At 51.7% G+C, this 12,681-nt stretch carries 10 protein-coding genes; 7 read left to right on the forward strand and 3 right to left on the reverse strand.

All coding sequences use genetic code 11. The features are described 5' to 3' along the window. The first annotated feature begins 284 nt into the window (after nucleotides 1–284). Together JFC11_RS13925 and JFC11_RS13930 are read left to right on the forward strand one after the other, a co-directional pair. Nucleotides 285–1,703 carry a xanthine/uracil/vitamin C permease gene (locus JFC11_RS13925; RefSeq protein ID WP_095604204.1) on the forward strand — a complete coding sequence of 473 codons (1,419 nt, stop codon included), beginning with the start codon at nucleotides 285–287 and terminating at the stop codon, nucleotides 1,701–1,703. 196 nt (nucleotides 1,704–1,899) lie between these two features. Further along, a complete protein-coding gene (locus JFC11_RS13930) occupies nucleotides 1,900–2,430 on the forward strand; it encodes a cytochrome b (RefSeq protein WP_198349798.1) in 531 nt (176 codons plus the stop codon). 111 nt (nucleotides 2,431–2,541) lie between these two features. Here the strand turns inward: JFC11_RS13930 and JFC11_RS13935 are convergent, their stop codons facing one another. The 3 genes from JFC11_RS13935 to JFC11_RS13945 all read right to left on the reverse strand — a co-directional run bounded on the left by JFC11_RS13935 (nucleotide 2,542) and on the right by JFC11_RS13945 (nucleotide 6,668). After that, nucleotides 2,542–3,720, reverse strand: coding sequence for a vWA domain-containing protein (locus JFC11_RS13935; RefSeq protein ID WP_198349799.1), 1,179 nt, complete (start codon nucleotides 3,718–3,720; stop codon nucleotides 2,542–2,544). Between the two features lie 3 nt (nucleotides 3,721–3,723). Then, nucleotides 3,724–4,578, reverse strand: a complete 855-nt coding sequence (locus JFC11_RS13940; protein WP_095604201.1) for an AAA family ATPase — start codon at nucleotides 4,576–4,578, stop codon at nucleotides 3,724–3,726. 104 nt (nucleotides 4,579–4,682) lie between these two features. Next, entirely contained in the window at nucleotides 4,683–6,668 is a 1,986-nt protein-coding gene (locus tag JFC11_RS13945; RefSeq protein WP_198349800.1) for a sigma-54-dependent Fis family transcriptional regulator, read from the reverse strand. Between the two features lie 396 nt (nucleotides 6,669–7,064). On the opposite strand from JFC11_RS13945, the gene JFC11_RS13950 reads away from it, so the two are divergent. The 5 genes from JFC11_RS13950 to JFC11_RS13970 all read left to right on the forward strand — a co-directional run bounded on the left by JFC11_RS13950 (nucleotide 7,065) and on the right by JFC11_RS13970 (nucleotide 12,643). Further along, the gene (locus JFC11_RS13950) at nucleotides 7,065–8,879 is read left to right on the forward strand and encodes an NAD(P)/FAD-dependent oxidoreductase (RefSeq protein WP_095604199.1); all 1,815 of its coding nucleotides are present in this window, start codon (nucleotides 7,065–7,067) and stop codon (nucleotides 8,877–8,879) included. A 58-nt stretch (nucleotides 8,880–8,937) separates the two neighbouring features. Continuing rightward, on the forward strand, nucleotides 8,938–9,714 hold the full coding sequence (locus JFC11_RS13955; protein WP_095604198.1) for an SDR family NAD(P)-dependent oxidoreductase: 777 nt from the start codon (nucleotides 8,938–8,940) through the stop codon (nucleotides 9,712–9,714). Nucleotides 9,715–9,740: 26 nt separating this feature from the next. Next, nucleotides 9,741–10,790 (forward strand): 2,3-butanediol dehydrogenase, encoded by a 1,050-nt coding sequence (locus JFC11_RS13960; protein ID WP_038486701.1) that lies wholly within the window; start codon nucleotides 9,741–9,743, stop codon nucleotides 10,788–10,790. A gap of 250 nt (nucleotides 10,791–11,040) precedes the next feature. Continuing rightward, the gene (locus JFC11_RS13965; protein WP_198349801.1) at nucleotides 11,041–11,514 is read left to right on the forward strand and encodes a GAF domain-containing protein; all 474 of its coding nucleotides are present in this window, start codon (nucleotides 11,041–11,043) and stop codon (nucleotides 11,512–11,514) included. Nucleotides 11,515–12,034: 520 nt separating this feature from the next. Next, on the forward strand, nucleotides 12,035–12,643 hold the full coding sequence (locus JFC11_RS13970) for an OmpW/AlkL family protein (protein WP_174412718.1): 609 nt from the start codon (nucleotides 12,035–12,037) through the stop codon (nucleotides 12,641–12,643). Nucleotides 12,644–12,681: the final 38 nt, after the last annotated feature.

The raw sequence follows: 12,681 nt of genomic DNA on the forward strand, positions 1-12,681 counted from the left end.
GCTAAGACTAAAAGACGACGTTTACGTAAGCGTCGTTTTTTCATTGCTGTGTTGTCGACAGTTTGAATGATTTTTTCGGTTTTTAAGCGTATTTTGCATCCATTTAACCCATAGGGGATTATTTTCCAGTCGGCGTGTCGACAATATTTGGGTCAGCCATAAAGGGGTATGCACGAAAAGTCGAATATTAACTTGGTGGATAGCTGAGTAAAAAGCACGTACCTAACAAAAACAATACTCACAAGGATTCAATAATGAACAATCAGACACCGTGAGGAATCGTCGTGCTGCTCAAAAGAAAGTATGGGGAAGAACATCCCTACTGGCCGGTTGGCCCATTCAAAGTTCGCCTACCTTTTATTCATTTCCGTTGGGAAATACCTGAGACCATCCAAGCGCTGGTAATGTTTGTTATCGGGCTAGGGATGATTCCTCTATTAGAACAATATCTAGGGCTTCCTTATGAAGTGGCGTTGGCCTACGTCGTCGTGTGCGGCATTGGTTTTATTCTTCCCCCGTTGTTGGGTGTTCCGTTTGTGGCCGGTTGGATCACGCCCGCGATACCTGTGGTACTGCTGTTTATTGGCCAGTTTGAACCGGGACCAGAAGCAATCCGCGCGATGGTAGCGCTGCAGCTCATGGTCACCGCGATTTTTCTATTTATGGCGGTAACTCGGTTAGGAACAACGCTGGTTAATAGCGTGCCGGATTCAATTAAAGCAGGCATTTTACTCGGCGCAGGCATTGCGGCAATTAGCGGCGAGATTAGCGTTGGGGGCAGGCTGTACGAAACGCCTATTTCGCTGGGGATTGGCGGTTTAATTACGCTTTATGTGCTGTTTTCACTGTCATTTCGTGACTTGACTGAAAAGTTTCGCTGGGCACGCAATATCGCCGCCTACGGCATGGTGCCGGGGATGCTAATCACCATGGCGATTGGCTGGGGAGTTGCCGAATACCCGATGCCTTCGGTTGAGTGGGGCATTGCGATACCCGATTTTGCCGGTATCTGGGCGTATCTACCGTTTACCATTGGTGCGCCGGGTATCGATCTACTGGTTGCGGCAATCCCAACGGCTATCATCGCGTATATCATCGCATTTGGTGACATTATTGTTGGTCAAAGCCTGATCAAGCGTGTCGACCACTTACGCCCGGATGAAAAAATTGAGGTGAATGTCGATCGCGTTCATCTAATTACCGGTTTGCGTAACCTGATGCACTCCATGTTTGCCCCTTACCCTGGGCTGGCCGGGCCGCTCTTTACCGGGGCGATGGCAACCATTGCAGAACGCTACCGCTATGGTCGCGGGGCGATGGATACCATCTACTCAGGAGCATCAGTGTTTTGGATTGTCGGGTTCCTGGCACTGTTCTTATTGCCGTTGGTAACGCTTTTCCGCCCGGTGTTGCCAATTGCGCTGTCGATTACGTTGCTGATTACCGGTTACCTATGCATTGCAGTAGCGGTTGAGCAGATTAAGAACGCCACCGCCATGGGCGTTGCCGGGATTATGGGTGTAGTGTTGGCCACCCACGGCGCAGCCTGGGGGCTCGGTGTTGGGGTGATTCTGTACTTCATGATTGAACACCGTTCGCGGAGCCACGCCAATGACGAGGCTGAAGAGCCTATCCATGTAGAAGAAGATATGGCGGTCGAAAAGGAGTTGGTGAGTGAAGCAGAAGAAAAACCAGCCCGTTAGTTAACCAGCAGTTAACACAACGCTTGCGTAACTATTGGGCGGTTTGAAAACCGGTGGGTCTTAACAGGCCTGCCGGTTTTCGTTGGAACAGCGCGTTCCGCTATTGGCAACAAAAATCCATGCTCTTGTCATGATGTTGTTCGCTAAGCTCGCTAAAATAGCCTTATTGTTGATGACTTAGGCTGAGGAGCGGTGTATGGCGCTAGCAATGATGGATACTAATAAACGCTATGGGATAGTCAGTCGCCTGCTTCACTGGGGGATGGCACTATTATTTGTATGGCAATTCAGCAGTGCTGCGGCGCGGGTGTTTTTCGAAGACACTCCGCTCGAATCTTTTTTATGGGGCACTCACAGCCAAGTGGGCGTGGTGCTCCTGGCGCTTGTGGTCGTGCGAGGGGCCTGGGCGTTAATCAACGCTTCGCGTCGCCCGACCTCGGTTAGTGTGATGGCAACGTTGGGGCACTTGGCACTGTATGGTTTGATGATCGCAGTGCCTACGATTGCACTAATTCGCCAGTACGGTTCAGGCCGTGCGCTGGATGTATTTGGGTTTAACCTAATGCCAGGCTTTGATGGTGAAAAAATTGCCTGGATGACAGAGCTTGGTGGTTTGTTGCATGGCGAACTTGGTTGGGCACTGCTGGCGCTGATTGTAGGCCATGTGGTGATGGCAATTTTGCACCGCAAATTGACCAACCATGATGTGCTTTCACGCATGGCTTAGTGAGAAGAGCTAGTCGATTAGGTTTGCAAAAACAGCGCGTTCCATCGAACGCGCTGTTTTTTTGATTAAAATTTCAGATAAGATAGTAATACTGTCCTTTTCGACGAATTGCTACTTAGCTAACTCGCGCATCGCTGTTTCCAGTCCTTCCATGGTCATGGGATACATGCGGTCATCGATAACGTCACGAATTAACTGGGTCGAGTAGGTGTACTCCCAGGCACGGGGTGGCATGGGGTTTAACCACGCCAAGCGTGGAAACGTATCAGCCAAGCGTTTTAGCCACACGCCGCCAGGTTCATCATTGAAGTGTTCCACGCTGCCACCCGAGTGAGTGACTTCGTAAGGCGACATGGCGGCATCACCGACAATCACCACCTGATAGTCCTCGCCGTAAGTGTGCAACACATCCATGGTCGGGATGCGCTCGTTACGGCGCCGCATATTGTTACGCCAAACCCCTTCGTAGAGGCAGTTGTGGAAGTAATAATGTTCCAAGTGTTTGAATTCGGAACGTGCCGCTGAGAATAACTCTTCGCAGACGCGAATATGATCATCCATCGATCCGCCGACATCTAAAAACAGCAGCACTTTAACCGCATTATGACGTTCGGGGCGCATTTGAATGTTGAGTAACCCTGCATCCCGTGCGGTTTCGCGGATAGTGCTGTCTACATCAAATTCGTCCAGCGCTCCTTGGCGGGCAAACTTGCGTAGCCGCCGTAAGGCCATTTTGATATTGCGGGTGCCCAGTTCAAGCGAGTCATCGTAATCGCGAAAACGTCGCTCGTCCCAAACTTTGGTAGCGCGACGGTGGCGGGAACCATCCTGGCCAATACGTATGCCTTCGGGGTTGTAACCATACGCTCCAAAAGGGCTGGTGCCACCCGTGCCAATCCACTTGTTACCGCCCGCGTGGCGCTCTTTTTGCTCTTCCAGGCGCTTTTTAAAGGTCTCAATCAGCTCTTCAAGACCACCAAGCGACTCAATTTTGGCTTTCTCTTCGTCGCTGAGCTGCTTTTCAAATTCGCGTCGCAGCCACTCATCGGGAATGAGCGCCTCGATCGCCGAGTCCATGTCTTCAAGGCCTTTAAACCAGGCGGCAAAGGCACGATCAAAGCGGTCAAAGTAGCGCTCGTCTTTGACCATGACCGTACGCGCCACTTGATAAAACGCTTCCATATCGGCAAACACGACGCCATGTTCGACCACCGCGTGCAGGTCGAGCAATTCGCGCAGAGAAACGGGCACACCGGCACGTTTGAGGGCATCAAACAGACCAATAAACATGGCTTAGCGCCCCGTACTCTTTTGGCGACGCATCATAAACGCCAGGCGTTCTAGCAGGTGAGTATCCTGCTCGTTTTTAACCAGCGCGCCCGCCATCGGCGGTAGGGCTTTGGCCGGATCGCGGTTATACAGCGCTTCCTGGGCCAGTTCGTCAGCCATTAGCAGCTTGAGCCAATCCACCAGCTCTGAGGTAGAGGGCTTTTTCTTGAGCCCTGGGGCGTTGCGCAGATCGAAGAACACTTCCAAGGCTTCGCCGACCAGCTTGGGGGCGATATCCGGAAAGTGTACATCCACAATCGCCTGCATGGTTTCGCGGTCGGGGAATTCGATGTAATGGAAAAAGCAGCGACGTAGGAAAGCGTCGGGTAGCTCTTTTTCGTTATTCGAAGTAATCACGATAATTGGGCGTTGTTCGGCGCGAATGGTTTCACCGGTTTCATAAACATGAAACTCCATACGATCCAGCTCTTGCAGCAGGTCGTTGGGAAACTCGATATCCGCTTTGTCGATTTCATCAATTAGCAGCACCACGCGCTCGCCCGCGGTGAAAGCTTCCCACAGCTTGCCGGGCTTGATGTAGTTACCGACATTTTCCACCCCTTCAACGCCCAGCTGGGAATCGCGCAGGCGGCTGACCGCATCGTACTCATAAAGCCCTTGAGCGGCTTTGGTGCTGGACTTGATATGCCAAGTAATCAGCTTAGTGCCCAGGGATTCAGCGAGTTCCTCGGCCAGCAGTGTTTTACCGGTACCGGGTTCACCTTTGATGAGAAGTGGACGCTGTAGCACAACCGCGGCATTGACTGCCTGTTTGAGTGCATCAGTTGCGATGTAAGAAGAGGTTGAATCAAACGCCATGGGGAGTGCCTCGGCTTGTCGAAACGAGTTGTTTAAAAATAGATTCAAACAAGTGTACGTGAGGGTAAACCCCATAGCCAACTAGTGGATAGAGCAATTGGCTATCAGCCCTGCCAGTTGGGGGGCACAATCCCTTGGCGCTGCATTTGCCGATACACCGTGGGACGCGAAACGCCTAGTTCACGGGCAACCGCGCTGATATTCCAGTGATGTTGCTTGAGCAGATCGATAAGTGAACCTGAAAGGGCTTCGCTGGCGTTCGTTTCAAGTTGGGCCGACGCGTTGAGGGTAATTCGCTGGCTAAGGCACTGTTCTGGCAGATCGTGAACGGTGATTTCGTCACTTTCCGAAGTGGCCAGGGCAAAAGCGAGAGCGTTTTTAAGTTGACGGATATTGCCGGGCCATGAATACGCGAGCAGCGCACTGATAGCATCTGCGCGTAGGCGCGGCGATATTTGCGTGGCGCGCTCGGCGGCGACATCTTCAAACACGCGGCGAATAACAAATAGCTTATCGGCGCGTTCGCGTAGCGCGGGTAGTCGCAGCTGAGCACCGTTTAGCCGGTAATAGAGGTCTTCGCGGAATTCTCCTTGCTGGATCATTTCTTCGATATGGCGATGGGTGGCCGTAATAACACGAATATCGATTTTAACTGGCGTGTTAGCCCCCAGCGGCATGACTTCCCGTTCGGCTAGCACGCGCAACAGTCGGGTTTGTAGCGCTAACGGCATATCACCGATTTCGTCTAAAAACAGCGTGCCTCCATGAGCCTGTGGAATAAGCCCGCGCATCCCTTTTGAGCGGCCGCCGGTAAAGGCGCCAGGTTCGTAGCCAAACAGTTCGCTTTCAATCAGTGACTCGGGAATGGCCGCACAGTTGACGGCAATAAACGGTTGTTTGGCGCGGTTGCCGCTTTCGTGCAGCGCCCGTGCAACCACCTCTTTACCGGTGCCGGTTTCGCCGCTAATCAGCACGTTCACGTTAGCTTCATTACGCAAGCGGTCGGCCAGTTTTTGTACTTTGCGCATCGCAGGGTCGTCGGCACCCAGCCGAGCTAAGGGTTCCGGCAGTTCAGAAGTAAGCGGTGTTGCCCGTTGCGCCATGCGGGGGCGGCGGGGCTCCAGCAGGCTTATAAAGTGGATGGTGTTGCTGGCGCGAGCGCGGAAGGCACGCAATTGATCATCAGTACCGCTATTAATACTGAGTATATCGGCGATCTCACACTCGAATAGTTCACCCAGCATTGGGGTGTAATTCGTGGACCAAGGTGGCCAGCGGTGCTGGTGTTCAGCGATTAGCTCGCGGCCTACGGCGTTGGCAGCGATGACCTGTCCATTCTCTTCAATGGCGATTAAACCACGCCCGTTGACGTGCACAAATTCCCGCGAAGTATCTAGACGCACCATCAGGCAGTCGCGGTAGCGCTGCAGAAAATAGGCATCCTCAATCATGCGCGCATAAAGCGTTACCAACGATAGGCTGAAATTCTGGCTTTCGTGCTGGGTAGGCGACTGCAGCGCGGAGATATCTAACACGGCCATCACATTACCCTGAGGGTCAGCAATAGGAGCGGCGGTGCAGGTCAGCGAGATATGGGATGCATCGAAGTGTTCTTGGCGGTGGCAGATAATCGCCTGGCGATCATGCAAGCAGGTACCGACAGCGCAGGTGCCTGCAAAGCGTTCATCCCAGTCAGCCCCCAGGTAGAGGCCTGCTTTGCGTAATTGCTGGTCCTGGTTGGGGTCGCCACGAAACTCAACGGTAATGCCGCGGTGGTCGGTGACGAGTAGTACGTAGCCAAGCTGCGCTATTTGCCCATAAAGCTGGTCGACCCCGGCGCGGGCGACATGCAGTAATTCATCAACAGACTCGCGGTGCTCAATCAATGTTTGCTGCGGCACCACCCGCGCTGGGCGTGGATGAGTGGGGTCTAGCTGATACTCGTTCAGGCAGCGCAGCCAGGAGCGACGAATGGGGGCCTGCGCAGGCAAGCTGGGGGTATCGAGTCCTTCACCGAGCTGAAAAATATGCTCGATATGCTGACGTTGTTCAGATTGAAGCCGTGTAGGTGCAAGCGTGGAGTGCAGCATGGCGTTACTCGTTGGGCGCTGTCGTTATTGTTCTTTCAGCCTATGCGCTTTACCCCCAGAGTCAACGTGGTCTGCTTACGCCGTTAGTCGTGCGTTACACCTGTAACGTTTAGCTGTAAACAGCGTGACAAGTGTACATGACTCCCTATTGGTTACTCAGTAGGTGATAAGGCTAGGCGAGGGCGCTGTAAACCCTTCCATGGGCGCTACTTTTGCCATCCATGGCAAAAGACCCTCGCTACGCCTTATCACTGCCTTGTACCTCATTAAGGCTGTATTTTTTGTTTATTTTTCAGCTTGTTGATGTGCTTTTCGGGCTGTTTGGCACGGTAGCTGCTTAGGGTTGGGTGCATCACAGTTAACTCAACAATAACAAATGCACATGGAGTACCCGCTATGTCAAAGATAACGGCACAAGTCCAGCAAACCCCCACGGAGACTGTTCAAGCGTGGCTGCAGGATTTCGATACTGCCCTTCAAACCCAGGATATTGAGCGAGTACTGTCGCTGTTTGGAGACGAGTGCTACTGGCGTGACTTTCTTACGTTTACCTGGAATTTAAAAACCTGTGAAGGCAAAGATGAAATTCAGGCCATGCTCAATGCCACGCTCAATAACGCACAGCCTACGGACTGGCAGTTAGAAGGCGAGGCCACCGAAAACGGCGATATCTACGATGCGTGGTTTACTTTCAATACAGCGGTTGCCCGCGGTAAAGGCTATTTGCGCCTTAAAGAAGGCAAGTGCTGGACGTTGTTAACTACCATGCAAGCACTGAACGACTACCCTGAACAGTGCAATCAACATCGTCCCAAAGGAGCTGAGCACGGTGCCAATAAGCAGCGTGAAACGTGGTTGGAGTCACGGGAGCGTGAAGAAGCAGAGCTGGGCTATACCCAGCAGCCTTACTGCGTGATTATTGGCGGTGGCCAGGGTGGTATTGGTTTAGGCGCACGGCTCAGGCAACTGGGTGTGCCGACGATCATCATTGAGCGCAACGAGCGCGCGGGAGACTCCTGGCGTAAGCGCTATAAGTCACTCTGCTTGCACGATCCAGTGTGGTACGACCACCTTCCCTATATCCCTTTCCCAGATAACTGGCCGGTATTCGCCCCGAAAGACAAAGTGGGTGATTGGCTGGAAATGTACACAAAAGTGATGGAGCTCAATTATTGGAGTTCCACCGAGTGTCAGAATGCTAGCTACGACGAAGCCGCAGGTGAGTGGCTGGTTAAGGTTAAGCGCAACGGCGAAGAGATCACGCTACGGCCCAAGCAGTTGGTAATGGCTACCGGTATGTCTGGGATGCCCAATGTGCCTAAATTCCCAGGGGCAGAAAACTTTGCAGGCGAGCAGCAGCACTCTAGCCAACACCCCGGGCCGGATGCCTATAAAGGTAAGAAATGCGTCATCGTGGGCTCTAATAACTCGGCCCATGACATTGCCGCCGCACTATGGGAGCACGATGCCGATGTCACCATGCTGCAGCGTTCATCTACTCATATTGTGAAGTCAGACTCACTGATGGAAGAGGTGTTAGGACCACTTTATTCGGAAGAGGCTGTGGCGAATGGGTTAACCCATGAAAAAGCCGATCTAGTGTTTGCCTCGATCCCTTATAAGGTGCTGCCGGATTTCCAGCGCCCCGCCTTTGAGGCGATTAAAAAGCGCGATGCTGAGTTTTACCAAAAGCTTGAGAGCGCAGGCTTTATGCTCGATTTCGGTGACGATGAATCCGGGCTGTTTTTGAAATATTTGCGCCGCGGTTCGGGTTATTACATCGATGTAGGTGCATGCGACTTGGTGGCCAGTGGCGATATCAAACTGCGCAGTGGCGTAGGCATTGAGCACATTAATCCGCACTCCATCACGCTGACTGATGGCAGCGAGCTTGATGCTGACTTGATCATCTATGCCACCGGCTATGGCTCGATGAATGGCTGGGCGGCACGGCTTATTTCTCAAGAAGTGGCCGATAAAGTTGGCAAGTGTTGGGGGCTAGGTTCCGACACCACCAAAGACCCCGGCCCATGGGAAGGAGAGCTGCGCAATATGTGGAAGCCCACTCAGCAAGAGGCACTGTGGTTCCATGGTGGCAACCTACACCAGTCGCGGCATTACTCACGCTATTTGGCGCTGCAGTTAAAAGCACGCATGGAAGGGCTAGATACCCCTGTCTATGGCCTGCAGCCAGTTCATCATTTGGGCTGAGCGTTTATACGAGTCGGTATACCGGCTCGGTTCAATTAATTAAAGAGGAGAGACGCTCATGCAATTGAATGGAAAGACTGCATTAGTCACTGGCGGAGGGCGTGGCATAGGCCAGGGTATTGCTATGGCATTGGCAAAAGCTGGTGCGGATGTGGCCGTCGCCGACTTGGATATCGAAATTGCAGAAGAAACGGCTGCTAAGGTCGAAGCGCTTGGCCGTCGTAGTATTGCGCTACAGGTCGATGTTTCGTCCTCCGAATCGGTGCATATGCTGATACAGGCGGTGCAAGAATATTTCGGGCAACTAGATATTGCTGTCAATAACGCAGGAATTATCAGTATTCATTCGGTTGAGGAGCTGTCTGCGCAGGAGTGGGATCGTGTCATGGCGGTCAATGCTAAAGGTACATTTCTGTGTACACAGGCTGAGTTAGAAGTCATGCGGCCACGCCGATATGGGCGGATAGTTAACGTCTCTTCCATCGCTGGCAAGGTTGGGTTTCCTAATCTTTCCCATTATTCCGCTTCTAAGTTTGCGGTCATTGGCTTTACCAATGCTGTCGCTAAGGAAGTCGCATCCGATGGCGTGACAGTGAATGCGCTATGCCCTGGGGTCGTCGGCACTGGTATGTGGCGGGGAGAAGATGGTCTTGCTGGGAGGTGGCGCGAAGAGGGGGAAACTGAGCAGGCCTCCTGGGAGAGGCATCAAAAAACCTTACTGCCTCAGGGCGAAGCACAAACTCCTGAGGATATGGGGCAACTGGTGGTCTATCTGGCTTGCGCCGAACACGTAACTGGTCAAGCCATTGCAGTAGATGGGGGATTTTCTCTGTGACCTATAGCAAAGATGAAAAGAGCACTATGCAGGCAGCGGTTTGGTATGCAGCGAAAGATCTGCGTGTTGAGCAAATGCCGATACCGACGATTAACGACCCTCATGAGGTAAAAGTTAAGGTGGCGGCGTGTGGTATTTGTGGTAGCGATTTGCACGAATACGCCGCTGGGCCGATTTTTATTCCGGTCGATAAGCCGCACCCCATTAGCGGTGAGCAAGCACCAATTATCATGGGGCACGAATTCGCTGGTGAAGTGGTAGAGGTAGGCGACAAAGTAACTCGGGTGAAAGTGGGGGATCGCGTCGCTATCGAGCCGATTCTTTCACCTAACCAGAACGGTGCTTATCAGATGGAGCGCTACAACCTCACGCCACTATTGGGTTTCCATGGCCTTTCTGGCGGCGGCGGTGGCTTCTCGGAGTTCACCGTGATGGGGGAGCACATGGTGCATAAGCTGCCGGATGACCTCAGCTTCGAGCAAGGGGCACTGGTAGAGCCAGCGGCGGTTGCTTTGCATGCCGTTCGTCAAAGTAGTTTGAAGGCAGGGGATAGCGCAGCGGTATTTGGCGCGGGCCCGATTGGCTTAATGACCATCGAGGCACTAAAAGCAGCAGGCGCCGCTCAAATTTACGCCGTCGAGGTAGCTCCTTCACGTAAAGCTAAGGCCGAAGCGCTTGGTGCTATCGTAGTGGACCCGCAGCAAGAAGATGCAGTGGCGAAGCTACAAATGTTGAGCAACGGTGGCGTTGACGTAGCGTTCGAAGTGACCGGGATTCCGGCCGTACTGAATCAGTCTTTGCACAGCACTCACGAAGGCGGTGAAGTAATCGTGGTCAGTATTTGGGAAGGAGAGGCCAGTTTCCATCCCAATGATTTGGTCATTAAAGAGCGTACCATGAAGGGCATTATTGCCTATCGCCATGTTTATCCGGCGGTAATGGCACTAATGCAGCGAGGCTACTTCCGCGCTGAAGATATGGTAACCCAACGCATCCCGCTAGCAGATATTGTTGAAGAGGGATTCGAGGCACTGTTGAGTGATAAAGCGCAGGTGAAAATAATCGTCACGCCCTAGCGCCGTTGCAGGAAACGACCAAAGGCCATCCTATGATGGCCTTTTTTGATTGTAAATTTTGATTTAATAATAAGATTTTTAACTAATTGATAACAAAAAGATAATTTTTATAATTCATGAAACGTAAATGTAAAAATAGTGTAACCGGCGACAAAAGCTGAATTAATGCATACATTTTACTAATCAAAACGATCTAAGCAGCATTGCTGCATGAATGACGCTATCCATTACCTAAGAAGAGGGTGTCGCCATGGTAAAGGGTGAGCAAGCAAGGCTACAGGCACTGCGCCAACTAGCGCTTTTGGATACCCCGCCAGAAGAGCGTTTCGATAGGATTGTTCGGCTGGCAATCCAGTTTTTTGGTGTAGAGGCTGCGCTGGTAACGTTAGTCGATGAAGATCGCCAATGGTTTAAATCCCGACGAGGGATCGCGCTTACCCAAACGTGTCGAGAAGAGTCGTTTTGTGCCCATGCCATTCAGGAAGAAGGAATTTTTGAGATTGAAGATGCCAGCCAAGACAGCCGTTTTAAAGACTTTGTTTTGGTAAAAGTACATAGAGGCATACGCTTCTACGCGGGCATACCAATGACAACGGTGGATGGCTTCAGGATAGGAACGCTTTGTATTATTGACTCCGTGCCACGGCGTTTAAATGAGCAGCAGCGTCAGGTGTTAAAAGATTTAGCAGCATGTGCTGAAGACGAGATCAACCGATCACGCTAGAAGCACTTCTCTGCTCAACGTTAAACGGAGTTTCCAATAGAGCGATTCGTTATGAGGCAAAATCAGCCTGTCATGCTCATAGATGGTGCGCTTTGGCATTGGCAACAACGTCTTGCGATAAATATTTAGTTTTTATTTTTTATAAGATTTTGTTTTAATTCATTAAAAATTAAATTGGCACGCAGTTCGCTATGTATCAGGTAAGAAGCAAATGAACAGAGTTCCCAGCGTTAAATAGGCGTCTCTTCCTTCTTTGCTAAATCGCCCCGACAGAGATTGGTAAGCGATACACTGAGTGAGCTGGCGTGCTCCACCTGGGTCCCCTTCGGGGGACTTTTTTTATATCTGCCCTTTGTGCTTGATTTTTATAACCGATGCTGTCCGCCGACAGAGCTTGATATGTAAAACTTATATTAAAATAACACAACAAGTTTGGAAACGCTGTTTGATTAGTATATATTGTATAGGTAGCTGGAGTTACCGGCACCAATCCCGAGTAAGATGTAAGAGGATGACCCTGATGAGTAAATTAAAATTAGTTTCTGCTGCTGTTCTTACCGCTAGCGCATTGATCGCCAGCCAAGCAGCACTCGCTTACGAAGCAGGTGACGTTTTCGTACGTGGTGGTGTCGCCCAAACGGATACGGGTTCTGGAAATGGCAATGTTGGCGCGGCAGATCTAAACGTACAAAGCGCGCGAGGATTTACGTTTGGCGCGGGTTACCTGTTCACCGATAAGCTTGGCGCTGAACTGAACAGCTCCGAGAAGTTCGAACACGACCTCAACACCAGCCCTGGTGGCAGCGCAGGCAGTGTAGACCGTCTGCCGATTAATCTGTTGGTTAACTACTATCCGATGGGCGGTTTAGACTCTAAGGTTCAGCCTTATGTAGGCGTTGGCTTGAACTATACCCGCTTCTCAGGCGAGCCCACTGGCTTAAGCGTTGATGAAAGCTATGGCGCGATCGGCCAGGCGGGGGTTGATTTAGCGGTTACCGATAACGTCATGCTAAATGGTTACGTTAGCTATGCAGACGTGAATGCTGACATCAATGCAGGTGGTAACAAGGTCGGTAAAGTAAACATGGAACCCGTTACTATCGGTGGTGGCGTTACCTACCGCTTCTAACGAGAAGTGCGCAGGGTGATCTTGCCCTCGATCTGATA

Origin of the sequence: Vreelandella alkaliphila (assembly GCF_016107625.1) — a bacterium.
GTDB lineage: Bacteria > Pseudomonadota > Gammaproteobacteria > Pseudomonadales > Halomonadaceae > Vreelandella > Vreelandella alkaliphila.

What these genes read in the sequence shown, in the direction of transcription:
- JFC11_RS13930 (WP_198349798.1), top strand. Translation starts at nt 1,900, where the DNA reads ATGGCGCTAGCAATGATGGATACTAATAAACGCTATGGGATAGTCAGT.
- JFC11_RS13935 (WP_198349799.1), bottom strand. Translation starts at nt 3,720, where the DNA reads ATGTTTATTGGTCTGTTTGATGCCCTCAAACGTGCCGGTGTGCCCGTT.
- JFC11_RS13940 (WP_095604201.1), bottom strand. Translation starts at nt 4,578, where the DNA reads ATGGCGTTTGATTCAACCTCTTCTTACATCGCAACTGATGCACTCAAA.
- JFC11_RS13945 (WP_198349800.1), bottom strand. Translation starts at nt 6,668, where the DNA reads ATGCTGCACTCCACGCTTGCACCTACACGGCTTCAATCTGAACAACGT.
- JFC11_RS13950 (WP_095604199.1), top strand. Translation starts at nt 7,065, where the DNA reads ATGTCAAAGATAACGGCACAAGTCCAGCAAACCCCCACGGAGACTGTT.
- JFC11_RS13955 (WP_095604198.1), top strand. Translation starts at nt 8,938, where the DNA reads ATGCAATTGAATGGAAAGACTGCATTAGTCACTGGCGGAGGGCGTGGC.
- JFC11_RS13960 (WP_038486701.1), top strand. Translation starts at nt 9,741, where the DNA reads ATGCAGGCAGCGGTTTGGTATGCAGCGAAAGATCTGCGTGTTGAGCAA.
- JFC11_RS13965 (WP_198349801.1), top strand. Translation starts at nt 11,041, where the DNA reads ATGGTAAAGGGTGAGCAAGCAAGGCTACAGGCACTGCGCCAACTAGCG.
- JFC11_RS13970 (WP_174412718.1), top strand. Translation starts at nt 12,035, where the DNA reads ATGAGTAAATTAAAATTAGTTTCTGCTGCTGTTCTTACCGCTAGCGCA.